The 26,001-nt window shown below is 39.1% G+C and carries 26 protein-coding genes and 1 tRNA gene; 23 read left to right on the forward strand and 4 right to left on the reverse strand.

Features of this window, described 5'->3' with window-relative positions:
- The first annotated feature begins 9 nt into the window (after window positions 1–9).
- Window positions 10–1,203 carry a PepSY-associated TM helix domain-containing protein gene (locus tag ABS768_RS12895; protein ID WP_408075369.1) on the forward strand — a complete coding sequence of 398 codons (1,194 nt, stop codon included), beginning with the start codon at window positions 10–12 and terminating at the stop codon, window positions 1,201–1,203.
- Between the two features lie 130 nt (window positions 1,204–1,333).
- Here the strand turns inward: ABS768_RS12895 and ABS768_RS12900 are convergent, their stop codons facing one another.
- Entirely contained in the window at window positions 1,334–1,687 is a 354-nt protein-coding gene (locus ABS768_RS12900) for a toxin-antitoxin system YwqK family antitoxin (protein ID WP_408075370.1), read from the reverse strand.
- 409 nt (window positions 1,688–2,096) lie between these two features.
- On the opposite strand from ABS768_RS12900, the gene aspS reads away from it, so the two are divergent.
- The 16 genes from aspS to ABS768_RS12980 all read left to right on the forward strand — a co-directional run bounded on the left by aspS (window position 2,097) and on the right by ABS768_RS12980 (window position 17,715).
- On the forward strand, window positions 2,097–3,842 hold the full coding sequence (gene aspS / locus ABS768_RS12905; RefSeq protein ID WP_408075371.1) for an aspartate--tRNA ligase: 1,746 nt from the start codon (window positions 2,097–2,099) through the stop codon (window positions 3,840–3,842).
- A gap of 373 nt (window positions 3,843–4,215) precedes the next feature.
- A complete protein-coding gene (locus ABS768_RS12910) occupies window positions 4,216–4,410 on the forward strand; it encodes a cold-shock protein (protein ID WP_408075372.1) in 195 nt (64 codons plus the stop codon).
- Between the two features lie 296 nt (window positions 4,411–4,706).
- Entirely contained in the window at window positions 4,707–5,075 is a 369-nt protein-coding gene (locus ABS768_RS12915) for an NADH-quinone oxidoreductase subunit A (RefSeq protein WP_408075373.1), read from the forward strand.
- Window positions 5,076–5,128: 53 nt separating this feature from the next.
- Entirely contained in the window at window positions 5,129–5,680 is a 552-nt protein-coding gene (locus ABS768_RS12920) for an NADH-quinone oxidoreductase subunit B (protein WP_035135315.1), read from the forward strand.
- A gap of 6 nt (window positions 5,681–5,686) precedes the next feature.
- Complete coding sequence (locus ABS768_RS12925; protein WP_408075374.1) at window positions 5,687–6,223, forward strand: NADH-quinone oxidoreductase subunit C; 537 nt, start codon at window positions 5,687–5,689, stop codon at window positions 6,221–6,223.
- Window positions 6,224–6,236: 13 nt separating this feature from the next.
- Entirely contained in the window at window positions 6,237–7,472 is a 1,236-nt protein-coding gene (locus ABS768_RS12930; protein ID WP_408075375.1) for an NADH-quinone oxidoreductase subunit D, read from the forward strand.
- Between the two features lie 5 nt (window positions 7,473–7,477).
- Window positions 7,478–8,002: an NADH-quinone oxidoreductase subunit NuoE family protein gene (locus ABS768_RS12935; RefSeq protein WP_408075376.1), complete on the forward strand. Its 525-nt coding sequence runs from the start codon at window positions 7,478–7,480 to the stop codon at window positions 8,000–8,002.
- A gap of 21 nt (window positions 8,003–8,023) precedes the next feature.
- Window positions 8,024–9,391: an NADH-quinone oxidoreductase subunit NuoF gene (nuoF, locus tag ABS768_RS12940; protein WP_408075377.1), complete on the forward strand. Its 1,368-nt coding sequence runs from the start codon at window positions 8,024–8,026 to the stop codon at window positions 9,389–9,391.
- A 65-nt stretch (window positions 9,392–9,456) separates the two neighbouring features.
- Entirely contained in the window at window positions 9,457–10,500 is a 1,044-nt protein-coding gene (locus ABS768_RS12945) for a 2Fe-2S iron-sulfur cluster-binding protein (RefSeq protein WP_408075378.1), read from the forward strand.
- A 2-nt stretch (window positions 10,501–10,502) separates the two neighbouring features.
- Window positions 10,503–11,534 (forward strand): NADH-quinone oxidoreductase subunit NuoH, encoded by a 1,032-nt coding sequence (nuoH, locus tag ABS768_RS12950; RefSeq protein WP_408075379.1) that lies wholly within the window; start codon window positions 10,503–10,505, stop codon window positions 11,532–11,534.
- Between the two features lie 63 nt (window positions 11,535–11,597).
- Window positions 11,598–12,143 carry a NuoI/complex I 23 kDa subunit family protein gene (locus tag ABS768_RS12955; protein ID WP_330442315.1) on the forward strand — a complete coding sequence of 182 codons (546 nt, stop codon included), beginning with the start codon at window positions 11,598–11,600 and terminating at the stop codon, window positions 12,141–12,143.
- 1 nt (window position 12,144) lies between these two features.
- The gene (locus ABS768_RS12960) at window positions 12,145–12,648 is read left to right on the forward strand and encodes an NADH-quinone oxidoreductase subunit J family protein (protein WP_408075380.1); all 504 of its coding nucleotides are present in this window, start codon (window positions 12,145–12,147) and stop codon (window positions 12,646–12,648) included.
- Between the two features lies 1 nt (window position 12,649).
- Complete coding sequence (nuoK, locus tag ABS768_RS12965; protein WP_035135337.1) at window positions 12,650–12,970, forward strand: NADH-quinone oxidoreductase subunit NuoK; 321 nt, start codon at window positions 12,650–12,652, stop codon at window positions 12,968–12,970.
- A 6-nt stretch (window positions 12,971–12,976) separates the two neighbouring features.
- A complete protein-coding gene (gene nuoL / locus ABS768_RS12970; protein ID WP_408075381.1) occupies window positions 12,977–14,857 on the forward strand; it encodes an NADH-quinone oxidoreductase subunit L in 1,881 nt (626 codons plus the stop codon).
- A 10-nt stretch (window positions 14,858–14,867) separates the two neighbouring features.
- Entirely contained in the window at window positions 14,868–16,304 is a 1,437-nt protein-coding gene (locus tag ABS768_RS12975) for a complex I subunit 4 family protein (RefSeq protein WP_408075382.1), read from the forward strand.
- 16 nt (window positions 16,305–16,320) lie between these two features.
- On the forward strand, window positions 16,321–17,715 hold the full coding sequence (locus tag ABS768_RS12980; protein ID WP_408075383.1) for an NADH-quinone oxidoreductase subunit N: 1,395 nt from the start codon (window positions 16,321–16,323) through the stop codon (window positions 17,713–17,715).
- A 71-nt stretch (window positions 17,716–17,786) separates the two neighbouring features.
- Here the strand turns inward: ABS768_RS12980 and ABS768_RS12985 are convergent, their stop codons facing one another.
- On the reverse strand, window positions 17,787–18,539 hold the full coding sequence (locus tag ABS768_RS12985; RefSeq protein ID WP_408075384.1) for an SDR family NAD(P)-dependent oxidoreductase: 753 nt from the start codon (window positions 18,537–18,539) through the stop codon (window positions 17,787–17,789).
- A gap of 147 nt (window positions 18,540–18,686) precedes the next feature.
- Between ABS768_RS12985 and ABS768_RS12990 the strand changes: the two genes are divergently transcribed.
- A complete protein-coding gene (locus ABS768_RS12990) occupies window positions 18,687–19,961 on the forward strand; it encodes a Y-family DNA polymerase (RefSeq protein ID WP_408075385.1) in 1,275 nt (424 codons plus the stop codon).
- Window positions 19,948–20,397 carry a LexA family protein gene (locus ABS768_RS12995; protein WP_408075386.1) on the forward strand — a complete coding sequence of 150 codons (450 nt, stop codon included), beginning with the start codon at window positions 19,948–19,950 and terminating at the stop codon, window positions 20,395–20,397. Before ABS768_RS12990 ends, ABS768_RS12995 begins: the two co-directional genes overlap by 14 nt.
- A 34-nt stretch (window positions 20,398–20,431) precedes the next feature.
- Here ABS768_RS12995 and ABS768_RS13000 read toward each other — a convergent pair.
- Window positions 20,432–20,511, reverse strand: a tRNA-Leu gene (locus ABS768_RS13000).
- A 152-nt stretch (window positions 20,512–20,663) separates the two neighbouring features.
- Here ABS768_RS13000 and ABS768_RS13005 point away from each other — a divergent pair.
- The 4 genes from ABS768_RS13005 (at window position 20,664) to ABS768_RS13020 (ending at window position 23,512) form a co-directional block, all read left to right on the forward strand.
- Window positions 20,664–21,605, forward strand: a complete 942-nt coding sequence (locus ABS768_RS13005) for a ribose-phosphate pyrophosphokinase (RefSeq protein ID WP_408075387.1) — start codon at window positions 20,664–20,666, stop codon at window positions 21,603–21,605.
- A gap of 30 nt (window positions 21,606–21,635) precedes the next feature.
- Window positions 21,636–22,241, forward strand: coding sequence for a 50S ribosomal protein L25/general stress protein Ctc (locus ABS768_RS13010; protein ID WP_408075388.1), 606 nt, complete (start codon window positions 21,636–21,638; stop codon window positions 22,239–22,241).
- 75 nt (window positions 22,242–22,316) lie between these two features.
- Window positions 22,317–22,940 carry an aminoacyl-tRNA hydrolase gene (gene pth, locus ABS768_RS13015; RefSeq protein ID WP_408075389.1) on the forward strand — a complete coding sequence of 208 codons (624 nt, stop codon included), beginning with the start codon at window positions 22,317–22,319 and terminating at the stop codon, window positions 22,938–22,940.
- 77 nt (window positions 22,941–23,017) lie between these two features.
- Window positions 23,018–23,512: a hypothetical protein gene (locus tag ABS768_RS13020; protein ID WP_408075390.1), complete on the forward strand. Its 495-nt coding sequence runs from the start codon at window positions 23,018–23,020 to the stop codon at window positions 23,510–23,512.
- A gap of 51 nt (window positions 23,513–23,563) precedes the next feature.
- On the opposite strand, the gene ABS768_RS13025 is transcribed toward ABS768_RS13020, so the two are convergent.
- Window positions 23,564–25,813 carry a zinc-dependent metalloprotease gene (locus ABS768_RS13025; RefSeq protein ID WP_408075391.1) on the reverse strand — a complete coding sequence of 750 codons (2,250 nt, stop codon included), beginning with the start codon at window positions 25,811–25,813 and terminating at the stop codon, window positions 23,564–23,566.
- Between the last annotated feature and the right edge of the window lie 188 nt (window positions 25,814–26,001).

A 26,001-nucleotide genomic window follows, 5' to 3' on the forward strand; every position in this document is an offset into this window, starting at 1 on the left:
TAAAGCCTGATGAGCAAACAGAAAGGTAAAAAGAAAAAAGGTTTCAAACACTGGGTTGGTAAAGCCCATTTATGGCTCGGATTAGCATCCGGGCTCATTGTTTTATTGCTGTCGGTAACAGGATGTATTTATGTTTTTAGTCAGGAGATAAACGGAGCCATAAGAAAAGATGAGATCTATGTTCCTGAGGTAAAGGAAACACGCCTGCCTGTAAGCCAGCTATGGAATGAGACCCAAAAAACACTGGGCGATTCCATAATAATAAACAGGGTTGATGTGTTTAACAACCCTGAAAAGTCGGTACGTTTTTTCTGTTATAAAGCAGCTGCCCAGAAAAACTCGATATTCTATTTCAGGAATATAGACTACTACTATACGGTATACACCGACCCTTACACAGGTAAAGTACTGGGAATATACGATGAAAAGAAAGACTTTTTCAACACTATTAAAATGCTGCATTGGAGCCTTTTACTTGAAACCGAAATAGGACAGCCTGTGGTAGGTTGGGCTACCTTTATTTTTGTTATAATGCTTATTACAGGTATTATACTATGGTGGCCTAAAAATAAGGCTGCCCGAAAACAGCGTTTTAAATTTCAGTGGAAAGACACTACGCAATGGCGCCGCAAAAACTACGACATCCATAATATACTGGGCTTTTATATATCTACCATAGCCGTGATAATTGCCTTTACAGGTATGGTTTGGGCATTTACCTGGTTTCAGGCTATAGTATATGTTGCCGGATCACAAAGCATTACTCCTCCCGAGGTTAAAAGGGAACAATCAGTATTCAGGGAAAAAAGTGATAAGGATGCTGCCTTTGATATTGCCAGCCAAATAACACACGAAAGACACAATACTGCCGGTGCTTTCGGACTAAGTAAAGCTACCGACTCCACGGGTGTTATAAGTGCTTATGTGCAGCAGTATGAAGGTACATATTATGTAAACCATCAGTTGCAGTTTGACCAGTATACCGGGAAGTTGTTAAACGAAAGGCTGCATGACGAAAAAAACTTTGGCGAAAAACTTATAACAGCTAATTATGATATCCATGTGGGGGCTATTTTAGGCATCCCCGGTAAAATAATCGCATTTATCGCCAGCTTTATCAGCGGCCTGCTACCTATTACTGGTTTCGTTATATGGTGGGGACGTAAAAACAAAAAAGCTAAGCCTGTAAAAGCTAAAAAATAAAAATACAGCTATAAGGCATATAAAACACAATCTTAATCTTAGATTGATAAGTGATTAGTATATTCTATTTTTACAAAAAAGGCTGTAAGTATTAAACTTACAGCCTTTTTCAAATAAATAAATCAACGACTTATTTATTTATAACTACAGCTTCTTTAGACCACTTTTTAATATCTGCGATCCTGCTGTCTGTATAATCTACCTCATTAAGGATAGACCCGGTCCAAAAGAACCATTTTCCTGTTTTCTTTCCGTTAGTGTACTCACCTATTGCCTGTTTTGTTCCGTCTTCATTATAAGCCACCCATGTTCCGTGAAGCTTACCGTCTTTATTATAAGAACCTTCTTTTTTTATCTGTCCGTTATCATAATAAAAAGTCGCTTTAACTGTTTGGCTTTCTAATTCATATTTTGGCTTTACGTTTTCCTGTGCTGAAATTAAACCTGCTGATAATAGCATCCCGGCAATAATAATCTTTCTCATATCAGTTTTGTGTTTATATTTACTATTATATACACGAATATACAAAATAATTTTACATTAAATATACATTGAGTTAACAATTTGGTAACATTGAGCTAAAATTTAACATACGGGTTATGTGCACATTAGCCAAATCACCTGTAAACACAAGGGTTTATAAAAAGAAAGCTACCTGTAAAAAAATTCGTACAAATAAACACCAATAACCAGTAAAACCGTATTTTTTTAAGTTTTTACTTATCATTTTCATTTTAAAACACCTTTCTCTTAACATTAAATTTACATACCGAAACAATTCATGCAGATAAAGACTTATACCTATATATATACATTTATAATTTTTGCTACTCTAAACACAGGCATTATTCGTAATTGTTTCTAAATTTGCACTCTAAAATTAATTGAGATAATGTATAGAAGTCATAATTGTGGAGAGCTTAACGCTTCACATATCAACCAGGAAGTAACTCTAGCAGGATGGGTACAAAAAACACGTAACAAAGGTTTCCTTATCTGGACCGACCTTAGGGATCGTTATGGCGTAACACAGTTAATATTTGACGAAGCCAGAACCCAGAAAGATGTTTTTGAACTTGCCGAAACCCTTGGCCGTGAATTTGTAATTCAGGTAAAAGGTACAGTTATAGAACGTGAGTCTAAAAACCCTAATATGGCTACGGGAGACATTGAGATCCTGGTTAAAAAACTTACTATACTTAATGCAGCACAGGTACCTCCTTTCACTATTGAGGATGAAACTGATGGTGGCGAGGATATCAGGATGAAATACCGTTACCTGGATATTCGTCGTAATCCGGTTAAAAACAGCCTTCTATTCCGTCATAAAGTAGCAATGGAAGTAAGAAATTACCTTTCTGCGCAAGGCTTTATAGAGGTTGAAACACCTGTACTTATAAAATCAACTCCGGAAGGAGCACGTGACTTCATCGTACCATCAAGAATGAACGAGGGTCAGTTTTATGCACTTCCGCAATCGCCACAAACCTTTAAGCAGCTGCTTATGGTAGGCGGTATGGACAAATATTTCCAGATTGTTAAATGTTTCCGTGATGAAGACCTTCGTGCCGACAGACAGCCGGAATTTACACAAATTGACTGCGAAATGGCATTTGTGGAACAGGAAGACATCATGCAGGCTTTTGAAGGACTTGCAAGTCATCTTTTAAAAGAACTTAAAGGAGTGGAAACAGGTGCGTTCCCAAGAATGACCTATGATGAAGCCATGGAAAAATACGGTAATGATAAACCGGACATCCGTTTCGGAATGGAGTTTGGCGAACTTAATGAAGTGGCACAGCACAAAGATTTCGGGGTATTTAATAACTCTGAACTTGTAGTTGGTATTGCCGTACCGGGCGGAGCAGCTTACACTCGTAAGGAAATCGATGCACTTATTGACTGGGTAAAACGCCCGCAGGTAGGTGCAAGCGGTATGGTATATGTAAAATGCGAAGAAGGCGGAACTTACAAATCATCTGTAGATAAATTTTACGATCAGGAAGACCTTAAAAAATGGGCAGAAATTACCGGAGCTAATGCCGGAGACCTTATATTAGTACTTTCGGGTGATGCCTTTAAAACACGTACACGCCTAAGTGCATTACGTATGGAGCTGGCAACACGATTGGGCTTAAGAAAACCGGATGAGTTTGCACCACTTTGGGTTGTAGACTTCCCGCTATTAGAATGGGACGAGGAAAGCGAAAGATTCCACGCTATGCACCACCCGTTCACATCTCCAAAACCGGAAGACATTCCGTTACTTGAAACCGATCCGGGTAAAGTTAGGGCAAACGCTTATGACCTTGTATTAAACGGTAACGAAATAGGTGGTGGTTCTATAAGGATACACGACAAGGATGTACAGGCACTTATGTTTAAACATCTTGGCTTTACAGATGAAGAAGCCAAGGCACAGTTTGGGTTCCTTATGGACGCTTTCCAGTATGGCGCACCACCACATGGCGGACTTGCATTTGGTTTTGACAGGCTGGTAGCGATACTGGGCGGACAGGAAACAATCAGGGACTTTATTGCATTCCCTAAAAATAATTCAGGCCGTGATGTAATGATTGATGCTCCGTCTGTAATTAACAATGTACAACTGGAAGAGCTTCATATTAAACTGAAGTAATTCCAACACATATAAGCACACAAAATCCGGATTTATTATATGTAATATATACAAATAATAAATCCGGATTTTTGTTTTTTCAGAAAACTTTTCAGAGTAGGAACTACCCTACCATTATCACAAAAAACAAAACCTCAATATTAAAATAAGGCACAATAACGACCTTAGCAATATTAACAATTCCGCAAACAATACCATAAAGACTAACGCATTTAACTTAATACTTAACTGTAATTTTCAACTTTAATTTTAAAATTTCTTAACAAAGGAGTATAAATAAAAAAAACTTCAAACTTTTTTAACATTTTTTCTTTGTCATATCATAATTAAGATTACCTTTGGGTTATTATTAATTTTTTTTTATATTACCCTTATGCGCACAGGCAAAGTAAAATTTTTCAATGAATCTAAAGGTTACGGTTTCATTGTAGACGACGAAACAGGCAATGACATTTTTGTTCATGCTACCGGAATCAACGTAGAAAATCTTCGTGAAGGAGATAAAGTAAGCTACGAAGAAGAAGAAGGAAGAAAAGGTAAAGTAGCAGCTAAAGTTGCTATTATTTAATATAGTAAATTATTAAATTACCTCTTACAAAGGCTAAAAGCTGCTCTGGTGAGCAGCTTTTTTTTATTGCATAATTCCCAGTAAAAACACAGTTTTTTAATCCTTTCTTTAAGATATAATTAACATAAAAACCCTGTTTTTGGTAATTCGGCATACATACCAAAAATAGTCTTTTATTATTTTTATTAGTTCTAAATAAAAATTAACCATCTTCAACTCCATCAATCGGCAAATCCTTTAAATAGTTCACACAGGACATGTATATTTGTGAATTGATTTAATAAAAAGACCCGATTATGCAATCTTCAACTCAGGTAGATTTCTATCCTATATTAATGCAAACCCTACTGGCGGTAGGCTTTGTGGCTACAACCATTGCTGTATCAAACTTTTTAGGTCCTAAAAGGCACTCCATAAACAAAGACAAAAACTTTGAGTGTGGTGTAGAGTCTGTAGGTAATGCACGTATTCCTTTCTCGGTAAAGTACTTTCTGGTAGCTATATTGTTTGTCTTGTTTGACGTAGAGGTAATATTTATGTATCCTTGGGCTGTAAACTTCCGCGAAATGGGGTTTGAAGGCTTCTACAAAATGGGTATCTTTATGACCCTCCTTGTAGTAGGGTTCTTTTACGTTATCAAGAAAAAAGGATTGGAATGGGAATAGTATCAGGTATGCTTTTTGCGGTATAATAACCTGATAATCAAAATTAAATTACTATGAGCAATTCATCAGATATAAAATTAGTAGACGCTCCTGAAGGAGTTCAGGGCGAAGGATTTTTTGCAACCAAACTAGACTCTGTAGTAGGTTTGGCACGTGCTAACTCATTGTGGCCTTTACCATTTGCAACTTCTTGTTGCGGTATTGAATTTATGGCAACAATGGCATCACATTATGATGTGGCACGTTTCGGGTCTGAGCGTATGAGTTTCTCTCCGCGTCAGGCAGACATGCTACTGGTTATGGGTACCATTGCTAAAAAAATGGCACCTATATTACGTCAGGTTTATGAGCAAATGAGTGAGCCAAGATGGGTAATTGCAGTAGGTGCATGCGCATCGTCAGGCGGAGTATTCGATACTTACTCAGTACTACAGGGTATTGACAAAGTAATTCCGGTAGACGTATATGTACCGGGATGCCCTCCAAGACCGGAACAGATTCTTGAAGGTATTATGAGCCTACAGGAGATTGTAAAATCAGAATCGGTTAGACGAAGAAACTCTCCTGAATATAAAGAATTATTAGCTTCTTATAATATTTCATAAAGTAATATGCCTTTAGAAACAACTGTTATACAGGACAAGCTTACAGATAAATTTGGTGACAAGGTAACCGGATTTGTTCAGCAACACGATATATTTTCCTTTGAGGTTGACTCCAACTCAATGAACGATGTAATGCGTTTTCTTAAAGAAGACGAGACTTTACGCTTTAACTTCCTAACCGATATTTGTGGTGTACACTATCCTGACTTTGAGAAGGACAGACAGCTTGCAGTGGTTTACCACATGCACAACTGGATGGACAATGTGCGCATTAGGTTTAAATGTTTCCTAAACGGTGACAAACCTGAGGTAGACACTGCTACAAACCTCTTTTTAGGAGCTAACTGGCAGGAGCGCGAAACGTATGACTTTTATGGTATTATATTTAAAGGTCATCCGCAGCTTAAAAGGATACTAAATATGGACGAGATGGAATCGTTCCCTATGAGAAAAGAGTTTCCTATGGAAGATGGTGGCCGTACCGATAAGGATGACCGTTTCTTTGGTAGGACAACCGATAATGCTAATAATAACCTGAAATAATTTTTGATATAAAATGTCAGACCTGTTATTACCACCAGAACATCGCTATGCCAAACAGATTGAGGAAAGGCGTAATGAAGACGGCAGCGAACTATCTGTACTAAACCTCGGGCCTACACACCCTGCCACACACGGTATTTTCCAAAATATCCTTTTAATGGATGGTGAAAGAATCCTTGATGGCGAAGGTACAGTAGGATACATACACCGTGCTTTTGAAAAAATTGCCGAAAACAGGCCATTCTATCAAATTACTCCGCTAACAGACAGGATGAACTACTGTTCTGCCCCAATTAACAATATGGGTTGGTGGATGACATTAGAAAAAGCATTAGGTATAGAAATACCTAAAAGGGTACAGTACCTAAGGGTTATTATTATGGAACTTGCCCGTATTGCAGACCATATTATATGTAACTCGGTACTTGGTGTAGATACCGGAGCCCTTACAGGTTTCCTTTATGTATTCCAGTACAGGGAAAAAATATACGAGATATACGAAGAAATATGCGGAGCCCGACTTACTACAAACATGGGACGCATTGGCGGATTTGAAAGGGACTGGAGTCCTGCCGCTTTTAGAAAAATCAACGAGTTTATGGACGAATTCCCTAAAATTTGGGAAGACTTTGAAAACCTGCTTACACGTAACAGGATTTTTATGGACCGTACCATTAACGTTGGCCCTATCTCTGCCGAAAAGGCAATGAGCTATGGTTTTACAGGCCCTAACCTTAGGGCAGCGGGTGTAGATTATGACATTCGTGTAATGCAGCCATACAGCTCTTACGAAGACTTTGAATTTAATGTACCGGTTGGTAAATCAGGAGATACTTACGACAGATTTTGTGTGCGTAATGCAGAGGTTTGGGAAAGCCTTAAAATTATACGCCAGGCACTTGATAAGCTTCCTGAAGGACCTTACCATGCCGATGTGCCTGACTATTACCTTCCTCCAAAAGAAGACGTTTACACTAACATGGAAGCGCTTATTTATCACTTTAAAATCGTTATGGGTGAAGTACCTGTACCGGTTACAGAAGTGTACCACCCTGTGGAAGGCGGTAACGGAGAACTTGGTTTCTACCTTATTACCGATGGTAGCCGTACACCATACAGATTACATTTCAGAAGGCCGTGTTTTATATACTACCAGGCTTTTAACGACATGATAAAAGGACAAATGCTGTCTGACGCAATTGCAACACTATCAAGCCTCAATGTTATTGCAGGCGAATTAGACGCTTAAGGATTATGGAAATTTCAAACGCAAAACAGGTTATCAATATAGATGCGAAACTTATGGAACGCATCAACGAACTATTAAGCCACTACCCTGCCGATAAGAAAAAATCGGCACTGCTTCCGGTACTTCACGAAGTGCAGGATGCCCACGATAACTGGCTTAGTATAGAACTTCAGGACAAGGTGGCCGAAATACTGGAAATTAAACCTATTGAGGTTTATGAAGTAGTTTCTTTTTACACCATGTACAACCAAAAGCCTATAGGCAAATACATGTTTGAATTTTGCAGGACTTCATGCTGTGCCATTCGCGGTGCCGAAAACCTTATGGATTACACCTGCGAAAAACTGGGCATTAAAGAAGGTGAAACCACTCCCGACGGTATGTTTACCGTAGTAGGTGTTGAGTGCCTTGGAGCATGTGGTTATGCACCAATGATGCAGTTGGGCGACTACTACAAGGAAAACCTTACCAAAGAGAAGGTAGACCAGATTATTGAAGATTGCAGGAACGGCAAAGTTAATTTACACTAGGACCATTATACCAAAGTAACAATGGGAATGAAAATATTATTAGAACACGCAAACGTACCGGGTATTAAAACCTACGAAGTATACCGCCAAAACGGAGGGTACCGCTCTGTAGAGAAAGCCATAAAAAGCATGACCCCGGATGAAGTTGTGGAACAGGTTAAAGCTTCCGGATTAAGAGGACGTGGAGGAGCTGGTTTCCCTACCGGACTTAAATGGAGCTTTATTGATAAAAAATCAGGAAAACCAAGACACCTGGTATGTAATGCCGATGAGTCTGAGCCGGGAACCTTTAAGGACCGTTACCTGATGGAATACATCCCTCACCTGCTTATTGAAGGTATGATTACCTCAAGTTATGCACTGGGCTGTAACCTTTCTTACATCTATATACGTGGCGAGTATATGTGGGTATTCCGCATATTGGAAAAAGCAATCAAAGAAGCCTATGCTGCAGGTTGGCTGGGTAAAAACATATTAGGTTCTGGCTACGACCTTGACCTGCACGTACACTGTGGTGCCGGAGCATACATTTGTGGTGAGGAAACTGCACTTATCGAATCGCTAGAAGGTAAAAGAGGTAATCCAAGAATCAAACCTCCATTCCCTGCTGTAAGCGGTTTATGGTCTAACCCAACAGTGGTAAACAATGTAGAGTCTATCTCTGTTGTGCCATGGATTGTAAACAATACCGGTGAAGAATATGCTAAAATAGGTATTGGACGATCTACAGGAACAAAACTTATATCTGCTTCAGGTCACATTAAAAACCCTGGGGTATATGAAATAGAACTTGGCTTAAGTGTGGATGAGTTTATGAACTCTGACGAGTACTTAGGCGGTATGATGGATGACAGGCCGTTAAAAGCCTTGGTTCCGGGAGGTTCGTCGGTACCAATTTTACCGGCAAACCTTATTTTTAAAAATGCCGAAGGCGGTGATCGTTTAATGAGTTACGAGTCGTTAAGCGAAGGCGGATTCCAATCGGGCTCTATGCTTGGTTCGGGTGGTTTTATCGTGTATAACGATACTACCTGTATTGTTCGCAACACATGGAACTTCTCTCGTTTTTACCACCACGAAAGCTGCGGACAGTGTTCGCCATGCCGTGAAGGTACAGGATGGATGGAAAAAGTACTTCACAGAATCGAAACCGGTTACGGTCGTGAAGAAGATATTGAGCTGCTATGGGATATCCAGAGAAAAATTGAAGGTAATACCATTTGTCCGTTAGGAGATGCGGCAGCATGGCCGGTAGCGGCAGCTATACGCCACTTTAGGGAAGAGTTTGAGTACCACGTTCGTTTCCCTGAAAAAATTAAAAACAGAGATCACTTTGTTGCCGAACCTTTTGAAAAGGTAAGACATTTGGTAGCAAAGCAGGAAATATAACTGAGTTATTAAGTTAAAGTCGAAAGTCAAAAAGTACCAGTAAACTTTCAAACCAAGGATACAAAATGAAAGTAACAATAGACGGTCAGGAAATAAATGTAGAACCGGGGACCACCATCCTGCAGGCTGCAAGAATGATAGGCGGAGAATCTGTGCCGCCGGCAATGTGCTACTACTCTAAACTAAAAGGTAGCGGTGGTAAATGCCGTTGCTGTTTAGTAGAGGTTTCTAAAGGTAGTGAAGCCGATCCAAGACCTATGCCTAAACTAATGGCATCGTGCGTAACCGGTGTTATGGACGGTATGGAGGTAAAAAGCATCTCTTCTGAAAGGGTGCTTGATGCCAGAAAATCGGTAACCGAATTCTTATTGATAAACCACCCGCTGGATTGTCCTATTTGTGATCAGGCAGGTGAATGTGACCTACAGAACCTAAGCTTTAAGCACGGTTCGGCTAAAACACGTTACATTGAGGAAAGAAGAACGTTTGAACCGGAAAACATTGGTGACAAAATTCAGCTTCACATGAACCGCTGTATTCTTTGCTACCGTTGTGTTATGACTGCCGATCAGCTTACTGATAATAGGGTACACGGTGTTGTAAACCGTGGTGACCATGCTCAGATTTCTACCTGTATCTCTAAAGCTATTGATAATGAGTTCTCAGGAAACATGATTGATGTTTGTCCTGTAGGAGCACTTACAGATAAAACATTCCGCTTTAAGCAAAGGGTATGGTTTAACAAGCCGTATAATGCTCACAGAGACTGTGACAAATGCTGCGGTAAAACTACGCTATGGATGTTTGGTAACGAAATACAAAGGGTTACTGCCCGTAAAGACCAATACCATGAGGTAGAGGAATTTATTTGTAATGAGTGCCGTTTTGACCACAAAGATGTTAACGACTGGGTAATTGAAGGTCCTAGAAAATTCGAGAAAGATTCTGTAATCAACCAGAACAACTATACCCGACAAATTGAACCAGTTAAAATTGATACCGAAAAGAACATTTTATTAGGTAGGGACAAAGACAGGAAGAAAATCAGTATGCCTGACGTGCCGCTTAAGGAAAAAGAAGAAAAGGTATATAAAGAAGGTAACGTATAGATATGGAACAGACAATAGTAATAGAAAAAGGTATTTTTATTGTTATAATATTTGCCATCACCATGTTAATGGCAATGTATGCTACACTAGCCGAAAGAAAAATTGCTGCCTGGCTTCAGGATCGTATAGGGCCTAACCGTGCCGGTAAAGGAGGTATACTACAACCTCTTGCCGATGGTTTAAAACTTTTTGCCAAAGAGGAGTTTTTCCCTAATACACCAAACAAATTCCTGTTTATCGCAGGGCCTGCCATATCTATGAGTACAGCATTAATGACGAGTGCCGTAATTCCGTGGGGCGATAAGCTTCACCTTTTCGGGCGCGACATTATCCTTCAGGCAACCGATATTAACGTTGCCATGCTGTTTATTTTCGCTGTATTATCCATAGGTGTTTATGGTATTATGATAGGCGGATGGGCTTCTAATAATAAGTTCTCTCTTATGAGTGCCATGCGTGCCGCTTCACAGATGATCTCGTATGAGGTTGCTATGGGACTTGCAATCATTGCTCTTGTAATGATGACAGGTACACTAAGCCTACGTGAAATGGCTGCACAACAAAGCGGCATGAACTGGAATGTATTTTACCAGCCGGTAGGATTCCTTATATTCCTTGTATGTTCGTTTGCCGAAACAAACCGTACTCCGTTTGACCTTGCCGAGTGTGAGGCCGAGCTTATTGGTGGTTACCACACCGAGTACTCGTCCATGAAAATGGGATTCTATCTTTTTGCAGAATATGCGAGTATGTTTATCTCCTCTACCATTCTTGCCGTACTTTACTTTGGGGCTTACAACTATCCGGGTATGCAGTGGGCAGAAGAAAACTGGGGTGTTAACATCGCTAACATTATAGGTATAGTGGTATTATTTGCCAAGTTGTGCTTCTTCATATTCTTTTATATGTGGGTGCGCTGGACGATACCAAGATTCCGTTATGACCAGCTAATGCGTTTAGGATGGCAAATGCTAATCCCGCTTGCCATAGCAAACATTGTAATAACGGGAATAGTTATTTTGCTTACTCAGTAAGCTACTGATCTAGAGAAATTAATTGAATACCTCCTGCACAGGACGGATTAATAAAAGATAAAAATGTCTATAGAAACCATATCATTATCGGGAAGAAAAAAAGAGGTTTCCAACAAAAAGATGAGTTTTTGGGAAAGCCTTTATCTTGTGGCGATAGTTAAAGGATTACTTATTACAATCCGACATTTATTTAAAAGAAAGGTAACCATTAAGTACCCTGAACAAACCAGGGAACTTAGCCCGGTGTACCGTGGCCAGCACATGCTTATGCGTGATGAGGAAGGAAGAGAGCGTTGTACTGCCTGCGGGCTTTGTGCGCTATCGTGCCCTGCCGAAGCTATTACCATGAAAGCGGAAGAAAGAAAACCGGAAGAGAAACACCTGTACAGGGAAGAGAAATATGCATCTATCTATGAAATTAACATGCTTAGATGTATTTTCTGCGGACTTTGTGAAGAGGCTTGTCCTAAACAGGCTATTTACCTTACTAAATCAAGAGTAATGGTAAAACCTTCAAGCGACAGGGAAGATTTCATCTACGGAAAAGAAAAACTGGTTATGCCACTTGATATGGCTATTAAGAACACTCAAATGAAAACGGCTAATTAATATGCTTACAGTATTCTATATTTTATCGGCCATTACACTGGGAACCGCATTTTTGACTATCCTTAGCAAAAACCCTATCCACAGTGCTATCTATCTTGTACTTTGCTTTTTCTCTATAGCAGGACATTACTTAATGTTTAATGCTCAGTTCCTTGCAATTGTACACCTTATTGTTTACTCGGGTGCTATCATGATCCTGATGCTCTTTACCATAATGCTCATGAACCTTAATAAGGAAGATGAACAAAATAAATCAGTACTCACAAGATTTGCGGCAGTTATCGCCTTAGGACTTGTAGCTTTTGTACTACTGGCAACGTTTATTAAAGCTCAACCGGTTATTGAGGGTTACCAGGTTTCAGGACAGGATTACCAGTCTATTAAAGTACTGGGTCAGGTACTGCTTAACGAGTATATGGTTCCGTTTGAGTTTGCTTCGGTACTGCTTCTTGTATCTATGATTGGAGCCGTATTATTGTCTAAAAAAGAACACATAAACAGCTAGTATGGAAAATATTTTACAACAGATAGGTATTGAGAACTACATTTATCTTTCCACATTACTATTTTGTGTAGGTGTGTTTGGAGTTCTTTTCAGAAGAAACGCTATCGTGATGTTCATGTCCATAGAAATTATGCTAAATGCGGTTAACCTGCTTTTAGTGGCATTTTCTACATACCATCAGGATGCAGCAGGACAGGTATTCGTATTTTTCTCCATGGCTGTTGCAGCAGCAGAAGTTGCCGTGGGTCTTGCCATTCTTGTGGCCATTTACAGGAATCTGAATAACATTGATATTGATAGTTTAAAAAAATTAAAAGGATAACGCCTAATGGAGACTAATTTGGCATTACTACTACTTCTAGCCCCTTTTATAGGGTTTTTGATTAACGTATTTGCAGGAAAAAAATTAAGCGGTAACCTGCCTGGCATACTGGGTACAGTTGCCGTGGCTACATCATTTGCCGTAACGCTTTATTTCTTTTTACAGGTAAGCAGCTCAAAAGAGCCGGTAATGATAGACCTGTTTGAATGGATGCAACTTGGAAACTTTAACGTACATATTGCTTTTCAGCTGGATCAGCTTTCACTGTTATGGCTAATGTTCGTAACAGGGATAGGTACGCTAATCCATATGTACTCCATCAGCTACATGCATGATGACGAGAACGTACACAAGTTTTTTGCATACCTAAACCTTTTCGTATTCTTTATGATTACCCTTGTAATGGGTAGCAACCTGCTTATTATGTTTATAGGTTGGGAAGGTGTAGGTTTATGTTCATACCTGCTTATCGGATTTTGGTACAAAAACCACGATTACAACGATGCGGCTAAAAAGGCATTCATTATGAACCGTATAGGTGACCTTGGTTTCCTTATCGGTATCTTCATACTTGGTTACTTATTCCACTCTCTGGATTATACAGACATAAGAGCTGCTATTGAAAGCGGTAAGCATATTGACCCAACATGGGCTTCTATCGCTGCACTATGTTTATTTATTGGTGCTTGTGGTAAAAGTGCTCAAATTCCGCTTTACACATGGTTACCCGATGCGATGGCAGGTCCGACACCTGTATCGGCACTTATCCACGCAGCTACCATGGTAACTGCAGGTATCTTTATGATCACAAGGCTAAATTATCTGTTTGACCTTGCTCCAGAAGTACAAAACATTATTGCCATAGTAGGTGCGGTAACATCACTTATTGCTGCCTCTATAGGCTTAGTTCAAAACGATATCAAAAAAGTACTGGCTTACTCTACTGTATCACAGTTAGGTTTAATGTTCCTTGCTTTAGGCTTAGGTGCATACCAAATAGCAGTATTCCATGTTATTACACACGCTTTCTTTAAAGCTTGTCTATTCCTTGGTTCGGGTTCTGTTATCCATGCTATGCACGGAGAGCAGGATATGCGCTACATGGGTGGGCTACGCAAGGTGATGAAAGTTACATTTATTACTTTCCTTATCTCTACTCTTGCCATTTCGGGCTTACCTCCGTTCTCAGGATTCTTCTCTAAAGACGAGATATTAATGACTGCTTTCCATCACAGCAAACCACTTTGGGTTATTGGGTCGGTAGCATCAATCATGACTGCATTCTATATGTTCCGTTTACTATACCTTACTTTCTACAAAGATTTTAGAGGTACAGAGGAGCAGAAAAAACATTTACACGAGTCTCCGGGACTTATTACATTCCCTCTAATAGTACTGGCTATATTAGCACTTGTAGGAGGTGCCATAAGCTTACCTGGTAACAGCTGGTTAAACGAATATTTAGCTCCTGTTATCGCTAAGCAAAGTGAACACCATCACATGGGTACTACAGAGTACATGCTTATGGGTGTAGCCATTATAGGTGCATTTATAGGTATTGGATTAGCTTATGCTAAATATATCAAACAGTCTGCTGTACCGGGTCAGGACAGCGAGATTACCGGCTTTGCCAAAGTACTTTACAACAAATTTTATGTTGACGAGATATACACAGCCATTATAGTAAAACCTATTTATGCACTGGGTAGCTTCTTTAAGAATGTTACCGAGGTTGCCATTTCTGGATTTATTTTCGGCTTAGGTAAACTTGCCAGCGTATTAGGTACCGAAGGCAAAACACTCCAGAACGGAAGCATTGGTTTTTACCTGTTTGCTTTTGTACTGGGTATATGTTCAATAATCGTTTATATCTTTTTAGCAAAATAATTCATACCTGATGGACGTATCATTTATACTTATCACTTTACTGATTGGAGCTGCAGCTACTTATTTTGCAGGAAATAAATGGGCTTCAAAAGTTGCAATGCTATTTGGTGTCGCAGCTTTTGCTTTCACGCTTTATACAGTAAACCTTTTTAACAATGGCGAAAACGTAAACTCTGTAACCTACTGGATTAAAAATCCAATGATATCCATTAGCCTTGTTGGTGACGGACTGTCGCTTATAATGGTATTGCTTACAACCTCGCTAACAGCAATTATAATACTTGCAACACTAAAAAATACGTTTAAAAACGCTAAGTCTTTTTACGCGCTTATACTCTTCATGGCATTTGCTATGGCTGGTACATTTTTAAGTGCAGACGGATTTGTATACTACATATTCTGGGAACTTTCGCTAATCCCTATTTACTTTATTGCCCTTATTTGGGGCGGTGGTGAAGCCGAAGCCAGAAAAAAAGATGTTATTAAATTTTTCATCTACACTTTTGCAGGTTCACTATTTATGCTTGTGGCATTTATTTACCTGTATCAAAAAACAGGATCTTTCGTAAACGGTGCACTTGTAAGGGTAAACCTTACAGACAAAGAGCAATTTTGGATTTTCCTAGCTTTCTTCCTGGCTTATGCTATTAAAATTCCGATTATACCTTTCCATACATGGCAGGCAAACGTATATCAAAAAGCACCTTCTGCAGGCACAATGTTACTATCGGGTATTATGCTTAAAATGGCAATATACAGTATTATAAGATGGCAGCTTCCTATAGCTCCGGCTCCGGCAAAAGAGTACATGCATGTACTTATTATACTTTGTGTGGCTGGTGTTATTTATGGTTCAATCTTGGCATTAAAACAGCAGGATCTTAAAAAATTACTGGCATACTCATCACTTGCACACGTTGGTCTTATAGCTGCAGGTGCCTACACCCTTACTCTTGATGGTTTAAGAGGCGCAGTACTGCAAATGATTGCCCACGGTTTTGTAGTAGTAGGTCTGTTTTATGCTGCCGAGATTATCATACGCAGATACAATACTACCGAAATAAGCGAAATGGGGGGTATACGTATACAAACTCCGCGTTTTAGTTCTATGTTCATGATACTGGTACTGGCTTCTGTTGCACTGCCTGCTACCTTTAACTTTATTGGAGAGTTTGAATTACTTTACAGTTTGGCACAAACCAATATATGGATTGCCGTACTGGGAGGAACAACCATTATATTAGGTGCATTTTATATGCTTAGAATGTTCCAGCAGGTAATGCTTGGTGAGCAAAATGCTAAGCCGTTTGCCGATGTTACTTTTGGTGAAGGTTTTGTATTTGTAACTATAATAGGTATTTTATTATTCTTTGGTTTATACCCTAAACCGATAATAGACTTTATTACGCCGGCACTAGAGAACACATTAAATTTAATAAACAGATAATTAAGCCCGATAAGAAATGACTACATTAATAGCTATTGCAGGATTAGGGATTATATGCCTTATAGCTGAAATTTTCAACCTGAGAAAAGCAATTGTACCGGTTACTATTATCGGTCTATTGGCTATACTGTGCCTAAATCTGGTAAATATACCGGGTGTTCACGTGGCTAATTTAAATATGGAGCAACGTTCGTTCTATAACAACATGATTATTCAAAATAATTATGGAACACTTTTCTCTTCACTGTTTATAGTACTTACCATATTTTTGGTCGCACTAAGCCCTGACTTCCATAAGGAGCACAAAGCCAAGTTATCTGATTTTATCTCTATAAAACTGTTCCTGCTTGCAGGTGCTGTTGCCATGGTTTCTTTTGGTAATATGGCGATGTTCTTCCTTGGTATAGAAATTTTATCTATATCACTTTATGTACTTGCTGCCAGCGAGCCTAAAAACGTTAGCAGTAACGAAGCAGGTATGAAATACTTCCTTATGGGATCGTTTGCATCAGGTCTTATCCTGTTTGGTATTGCTTTAATATATGGTGCTACCGGAGCATTTGACATTGCTGCAATTTATGAAGCTGTAAGTACAGGTGTCGCAAAAGGATGGTTTTTCCCTGGTGTGGTATTACTTACCATAGGATTACTATTTAAAATAGCAGCCGTACCATTCCATTTCTGGGCTCCCGACGTATACGAAGGATCGCCTGCTCTAACTACAGCTACCATGAGTACGCTGGCTAAAGTAGCGGCAATGGCTGCCTTTTATAAACTAATGAGAGGTATTAACCTTGAAGTACCGGGAACTTATGTAACCGTACTTATAATAGTTTCTGCTTTATCTATGTTTGTAGGTAACCTTACAGCATTAAAACAAAACAATGTTAAGCGTATGCTTGCATTCTCTGGTATATCACATGCCGGTTTTATGTTGATGGTATTCCTTAACCCACCGGTAACAGCAGGTACTTTATTTTACTATGCAGCAGCCTATACCCTAGCGGGTATCGCAGCCTTTGCAGTAGTAATAAGTGTTTGTGGTGATAAGAGAAACGAAGAAAGCTTTAAGTTTAACGGACTTGGTAAAACAAACCCGTTAATGGCTGCCGTACTTACCTGTGCATTACTATCTATGGCGGGTATTCCTATATTCTCAGGATTCTTTGCCAAATTCTTCCTGTTTAGCCAGGCATTAAAAGCCGGACAGGTTGCTATTGTTATCATAGCTGTAGTTAACTCTATAATAAGTGTGGGCTACTACTTCAAACTTATCCTTGCTATGTATACAAAAGAAAGCACCGAAGAAAAACAGGCAGTTCCATTTGCTTATACAGCTGTAGCTGTAGTTGCAATACTGCTTAATATCCTGTTAGGTATTTTCCCAGACATGGTTTTAGGTTACCTATAGTCAATTCAATAACAAAATTATATAAAAAATGCCCGTTAAATAACGGGCATTTTTATTTTATATACTCTCCATTATATGGAAGTATAACCGCCATCGGCAATAACATAGCTACCCGTAGTAAAAGAAGATTTCTCCGAACTTAAAAAAGTAACAAGCTCTGCTATCTCCTGCGGAGTACCCAGCCTGTTCATAGTGCTTTTTGAAGCTACAGCTTCCATCATTTCCTTATTTAAATGGTCTGTTAGTAAAGGAGTTTCAATATAACCCGGCCCTACGGCATTACACCTAATATTTTTTTGACCGTATTCGGCAGCGATGTTTTTGGTAAGACCAACAACTCCGTGTTTAGAGGCAGTATATGCCGGACTGTTTGGTGCAGCTACCGTACCGTGTATAGAAGCAATATTCACAATACTTCCCCCACCATTCTTCATCATCTGCTCAATCTGGTAACGACAGGCATAAAACACTCCGCTAAGGTTAAGGGCAATCACCCTGTCCCATCCATCAATATCATACTCTCCCGTTGGCGCGGCAGGACCACCCATACCGGCATTATTACAGGCTACATCAAGCCTGCCATATTTAGCCACAACAGCCTCAACAAGTTTTTTATTATCCTCGGCCTTAGATGAGTCGGCTTTAATGAAAAAAGCCTCTCCTCCGGCCTTCTTAATAGCGGCTACAGTTTCCTCGCCATGTGCTTCGTTAATATCGGTAATTACAACCTTTGCGCCTTCGCGGGCATATGTTTCTGCAATGGCACGTCCTATCCCCGATCCTGCACCGGAAACAACAGCCACTTTATCTTTTAATAATGACATAATATATGTTTTTAATTGTCCTATAAATTTACGGATAAAAGCCCGTTATACCCCAATACATGAGGGTTTTAGACTTTTTTTAACTGACAGACAAAAATCATATAAGATTATTTTCGTATATAAAAGAAAATAATCTAAATTTGTACTATGTATGCATTAATTGACTGTAATAACTTTTACGTTTCCTGCGAGAGGGCGTTCCAGCCCCAATGGCAAAATAAACCAGTTGTTGTACTGTCTAATAACGACGGATGCATAATATCAAGAAGTGAAGAAGCGAAGGCTCTTGGTGTACCTATGGCCTCACCTGAATTTAAAATAAGAGAACTGTTACAGCAAAATAATATAAAGGTCTTTTCATCCAATTATCCCCTGTATGGCGACCTAAGCGAAAGGGTTATGAAAATCATGGAAGGATTTACCCCAAATGTAGAAGTATATAGTATAGATGAGGCCTTTTTAGATTTTAACGGTGTTAACGTTAACGACTTCTATACTTATGGGGTTGAAATGAGAGAAAGGGTTTGGAAATGGATAGGGTTGCCTATATGCGTAGGCATTGCTCCTACTAAAACATTATCGAAAGTCGCCAATAGGATAGCCAAAAAATATCAGGAAAAAACAGGAGGTGTGTATGTAATTGATAGCAATGAAAAACGCCTTAAAGCTATAAAGTGGATAAAGATAGAAGACGTTTGGGGAATTGGTTACCGAACCGTAAAAAAACTAAAAGCAAGGAATGTAAATACCGCTTACGATTTTACCCTACCCCATATAGAACCCTGGATAAGAAAAGAGATGGGCGTAGTAGGTATGCGTATTAAGTATGAACTGGAAGGAAACCCTGCTATTGGTGACGGACAGGTACCGGAAGTAAGAAGAAGCATTGCCACTACACGCACATTCCCAAAACAGATAACCGACTTTGATTTACTGCGTGAACGTATTACCACCTTTGCTATGGTCACTGCCGAAAAACTGAGAAAACAAAAAAGCTGTTGTCAAACCATTATTGTAACTCTTGTGGCAGATAAGCATAAAACAGAAAGCCAAAAGTATTATTACAGCAGGGCTGTATTACTTCCTTTCGCTACACAGTCGGGCATTACAATTAGCAATACCGCTATATCGTTATTAAAAAGTTTACTGCCGGAAACCGAAACAATAAAATTTAAAAAAGCCGGGGTTATAGTATCAGATCTTATACCCGAAAATACACGCCAGTTCAATTTATTTATAGATGAAAATCCAAAGCACATATCCCTAATGAAAATGCTGGACAGGGTAAATGCAAAAATGGGCGAACGCATAATACGGCTGGCATCACAGGAAAAAAAAACATGGGACATGAAACAAAACATGCTCTCTCCCAAATATACCACTAATATTAACGAAATATTGCAAATAGATGTTGACAGTTAGTAATAAATACAGAGCGCTTAATGTATATGCACCCGATATGGAAAGTCAAAACGGACTACCATTTGTTTCTCACGGGGTATCAGCAGGATTTCCTTCCCCTGCACAGGATTTTATGGAAACAAGGATAGATCTTAATAAAGAACTCTCCAAAAACCCGCTAAGCACTTTTTATATAAGGGTATCGGGCAACTCTATGATTGATGCCGGTATAAATAATGCCGACATACTGGTGGTAGACCGCAGCCTGGAACCCCGAAACGGAAAAATAGCCGTATGCCTTATAGATGGTGAATTTACCGTTAAAAGACTATTAACCGAAACCGACAGCTTATACCTTATGCCCGAAAATAAGGCTTACAAACCCTTAAAGGTTACCGAAGAAAACCAGTTTATGGTTTGGGGAATAGTAACTTATGTCATAAAGAAAATACAATAAAAAAACCCGAAAGCCAGAAGCTAACGGGTTTTTGTACCTGGAGTGGGAATCGAACCCACACACCGTAGTACACGAGTTTGAGTCGTGCGCGTCTACCAATTCCGCCATCCAGGCTATTAACGGTTATTGTGGGTGCAAATGTAAAAAATAATTCCAATTGAGCCGAAAAATAACCCAAAAAAACTTCCAGAGTTCAATTAAATTCCTAAATTTGCACCTCGTTTACGAAAACAACACACTAAATAACTACAAAACAAGTATTTAAGATGTCATACATGGAGCCGGAAGCAAAGATATTTTCATGTTCTAACAGTGTATATCTGGCAGAAAAAATCGCCAAAAGTTACGGTGCAGAATTAGGTAAAGTTACCTTTTCAGAGTACAGTGACGGTGAATTTCAACCATCATTTGAAGAGTCTATAAGGGGACTTCGTGTTTTCCTTGTTTGCTCTACTTTCCCAAGTTCAGACAATCTAATGGAATTATTACTGATGATAGATGCTGCAAAAAGAGCATCTGCAAGACATATCACAGCAGTAATACCTTACTTTGGATGGGCAAGACAGGACAGAAAAGACAAGCCAAGGGTTCCTATAGGAGCTAAACTGGTTGCTAAGCTTCTTGAATCGGCAGGTGCTACAAGAATCATGACTATGGATCTTCATGCAGACCAGATTCAGGGCTTCTTCGAAAAACCGGTAGACCACCTGTTTGCATCTACAATATTCTTACCGTACGTTAAGAGCCTTAACCTTGAAAACCTTACCATCGCCTCTCCGGATATGGGTGGTTCAAAAAGGGCTTATGCATACTCTAAATTCTTAGGTAGCGATGTAGTTATTTGCTACAAACAAAGAAGAGAAGCTAACGTTATCGAGACTATGGAGGTTATTGGTGATGTTAAAGGACGTAACATTGTTCTTGTTGACGATATGGTTGACACAGGAGGCACACTTACAAAAGCTGCCGACATGATGATGGAAAGAGGTGCATTAAGCGTAAGAGCTATATGTACACACCCTATACTGTCTGGTAGTGCTTATGAGAAAATTGAGAACTCTCAGCTTCTTGAACTGATTGTTACCGACAGTATTCCGCTTAAAAAAGAGAGTAATAAAATACGCGTAGTTACGTGTGCTGAACTGTTTGCTGATGTAATGCATAAAGTAAACAGCAACAACTCAATAAGCGGTAAATTTTTAATGTAATTTATTTTTATTAATTAATATATTTCACAAATGAAATCAATTACGATCAAAGGATCTGAAAGAGAAAGCGTGGGCAAAGCGGCAACGCGTGCGGCACGTAATGCTGGAATGGTACCTTGCGTGTTATACGGAGGAGATCAGCCAGTACACTTTACTGCAGAAGAAAAGGCATTTAAAAACCTTGTTTACACTCCAAACGTACACACTGTAGTAATTGACCTTAACGGTAAAACTTACAACGCTATCCTACAGGATATCCAGTTCCACCCTGTAAGTGATAAAATCCTTCACATGGACTTCTATCAACTACATGATGATAAAGAAATCACTATGGAAGTACCGGTTAAAGTTATTGGTAACTCTAAAGGTGTTATGGCTGGTGGTGTTTTACGTCTTAACCAACGTAAACTTAAAGTTAGAGCTTTACCTACTAACCTTCCTGACTTCGTTGAAGCAGATATCACTAACCTTGAAATGGGTAACAAACTTTATGTTACTGAAGTTCCTTCAGATAACTTCAAGTTACTTCACCCGGACAACACTGTTGTTGCACAGGTAAGAATTTCACGTGCTGCAATGAAAGCTGCTCAGGAAGCTGCAAAAGCTGCAAAAGAAGCTACAAAGAAGAAAAAATAATAATCTTCTATCATACAGAAAAGCGTCCTACACAGGACGCTTTTTTTTATTCTGGTTATTAGCTATTTTTGAACCATGAAATGGCTTACAAACCTTTTTAAACAAAATACGACAGTAGACACTACCGATCCTATGAAAAAATATCTTATAGCAGGCCTGGGCAATATAGGTGCCGAATATGTAAACACACGCCACAATATTGGTTTTAAAGTAGTAGACAGGCTCGCGCAACAGGAAGGAGAATCGTTTGAAACCGCTAAACTGGGGGCTCTGGCACAGGTAAAGGTAAAAGGAAGAACCCTTTTCCTGCTAAAACCTAACACTTACATGAACCTAAGCGGCAAGGCCATTAAATACTGGATGGATAAAGAAAACATCCCTAAAGAAAACCTGCTTGTGGTTACCGATGACCTTAACCTTCCTTTCGGAACAATAAGAATGAAAGCGAAAGGTAGTGACGGAGGCCATAACGGACTTAAAAACATACAGCAGATACTTAATTCGGTAGAATACCCGCGCTTTCGTTTCGGTATAAGCGATGAGTTTAAAAAAGGACAGCAGGTAGACTATGTTTTAGGCGAATGGAGTGAAGAAGAAAAAGCAAAACTCTCTGAAAGACTGGATGTAGCATGCGAAGCTATTAAATCGTTTGCCCTAGCCGGACTAAACAATACCATGAATACTTTTAATGGTAAATAATTCCTAATTACACCAGTGTTTTAGCCATTAATATGTAATTTGGCGTAAAGTTTGTTTTTATAAACTAAAATAAGACTATGAAAAAACTTACTATAGCTTTAGCTTTTGCCGTTGTGCTTGTTGCATGCGGAAGTCAAAAAACTCTTTTACAATCAGGCAAATATAACCTGCAAAGTGAATGCCCTGCAAACGGGGACTGCACTTTTGTAGTAGCAAAAGACAGCAGCATGACTCTGGTTGAAGACGGGGTAGGCAAAATGCGTTATAATATGACCAGCCATGAAGGCAAAAGTATTTTAACGTACAAATACAACAAAAAATCAGATCCACGTGCACAAGATGACTTTTACAGTGAAGAGGTTATTATTGAAACTAACAGTGATATAGCCTCTTTAAATAAAGACAGTGAAATCAAAATGTTGTTTGGAGTATTTTGCTACTGTAAAGGTGTAGCAGGATATTATGAGGTAAAAGACGGTTATGCCGAATACAGGGACGGCAAAGTGATTATAACCGTACCTAAAGTTATTGAAAATCAAAAAACCAATATCATTATAGCTGATATAAAATAAAAAAAGGCGCTTATTATAATAAGCGCCTTTTTTGTATATGTTAAATAGTGATTATTGAACCACTATTCTTTTCACTTCTTTTCTGCTGCCATCCTGAACGTTTACAAGATAAACTCCGGATTGTATTCCCTGCAGATTAAGCTCTTTAGAGATTAAACCTGTATTGGTATATACATTACCAAATATCTGTCTGCCTCTCATATCGTAAACTGCAATGTTGATATCATTTGTAGAATCAGAATTAAACTGTACAGTAAAGCTACCATTGTTAGGGTTTGGATAAAGTGTAAAACCGTCAAGACCAAAATCTTCAACGCCTGCAATATCAGTAATAGTAAATCCTCTTAAATTCACAGCATAAAAAATATTACCTACAGCCTCAACTAAAACTCTACAGTTTGTAGCAAGAGGAGTATCTGTAGGAACAGTGAATGACTCTGAACCGTCATTTGGAGTGTTTTCAACAAGCATTTCAAATGTTGCACCTCCATCTGTAGACAATAAAATATTAACATTAGACACATTGATAAGACCACTATCAGTACCGGCCACATCCCAGGTAACAGTTTGGCTGGTACCTGTTTGCCATGCAACATTAAATTCGTCTTGAGAAGTAACCTTAAACGGACCCGCAGAACTTAAAACAGACACCTGTAAATTACGTCTTGCAGTTTGTCCTCCGTTTGGTATAGCATTATCTCTTACAGTAAGCGCAAAATTAAGTGTTCTTGCTACAACTGGTGTAACCTCCCATGTTGGTGTCAGGTTATTTGCTAACACACTGCTAAAGCTAGGCATATATCTTACAGAAGACTCTGTAGGACTTAAAGATCTATATAACGGACCAGAACTCGAAATAGGGCTTGGCGAACCTGTAGTAGCTGTACCATTAGCATCGGTTTCTTCCCAGCAATAAGTAAGAGCATCACCATCTGCATCTGTAGCATTACCTCTTAAAACATATGCTGTAGTAGCAGGAATGTAGTATGAAGGCTGATCAAAAGCATCAATTTCAGGAGCAGTATTATTGTTAGGTGTCTCCACTGCACAAGTTGCTGAATTACTAACAAAATCAAATATCTGTACTAAGCTTGCCGCATGGAAATAGTCGTCTGAGTGCTGTTGCACATCGGCATTAGCACATATACCGGCATACCCCATAATAGTAGTACCGCTACCAGGCTCAACAGCAGTAAACCCTGATCTGTTACCATTACAACTCCCTGTACCTCCACCACTTGCATTAAATGTGTGTGTAGCACTAAACTGGTGCCCCATTTCGTGAGCAACATAATCAACATCATAAGAATCACCCACAGGAGCAGCACTACCTGTAACACCACGAGCCTTGCTTGATGTACAAACACATCCCAGCTGAGCAATACCTCCTCCGCCTGTACTCACAACGTGACCTATATCGTAGTTTGAAAAACCTACTCCGTTATCAATCACATCCTGCACTTCGTCTAAAAGAATTCCGCCGCTTTCACCAGAAAACGGATCGGTTGCATTTGTAACAAAAATTATATCATCATTACTGTCTATTATCTCCATTGTAACAGCAGCATCTCTCTCATAAATACCATTTACCCTTGTCATTGTAACATTCATAGCAGCAAGAACAGCTTCTTTCTTTTGTGAAGTTGTTCCTGAGGTAACACCTGCAGCCTGCATATGGAAAAGCGCATAAGAATAAGTACAGGTCATTGCAAGTCTGTAAGTTCTTAAAGTACCATCATCTGCCAGTACATTTTTAGGCGTAAACTTAGCACCAAACTGTGCCGGCATATCTGCGTCAGGAGCATCACAACTAAAAGACCTGCTTCCTACAGGAAGACTGGATTTATTATACACTATATAGTTTTGAAGGTCTTTAGTATAAGTATCAATATAATAAGTACCGTTAGTTGTAAAAGCCATTGAGTGTAATCCAAAAAGTGTAGTACTGAAACGGATCATTGTTGAAGGATTATCTATACCCTTACCAACATACGAGCGTATACCAGGATATTTTGCCGCAAGACCAGGTTGCATCACAGATGCTTCGTAAATAATAAATTTTTCCAATTTCCCTTCTGGCGTAGGAAAATAAACAACAACGTTTGATGTCGTTAAGTCTTTCCTTGACGGGGCAGTAGCAAGAACATTTTTCATAGCCTCGAAGTTAAGATGATACAGTCCGTACTCTGCAGGCATATCAGTACGATCTGATTTTTCTAAAGGAGCTACACGCTCTTCAGATACTTCACTCCAAAAATTCGATTGCGAATAGCCACAAAGTGTTTGCATTATGACTATCATGGAAATTAATAGTTTTTTTGTCATTGTAGTAGTAGTATTTTTATCATAGCCGACAAATATAGCAATTAATAAGCCTAAAAATTAGCGTTTTAGCATTGAAAAAATGTTAATATTGAATTTTAACCTAAAAAAAACGACTTATTTTAAATAAATTCAAATCAGTAATTCATAATTAACTAATCTTATTA

This window comes from Flavobacterium rhizophilum (assembly GCF_046000485.1).
GTDB lineage: Bacteria > Bacteroidota > Bacteroidia > Flavobacteriales > Flavobacteriaceae > Flavobacterium > Flavobacterium rhizophilum.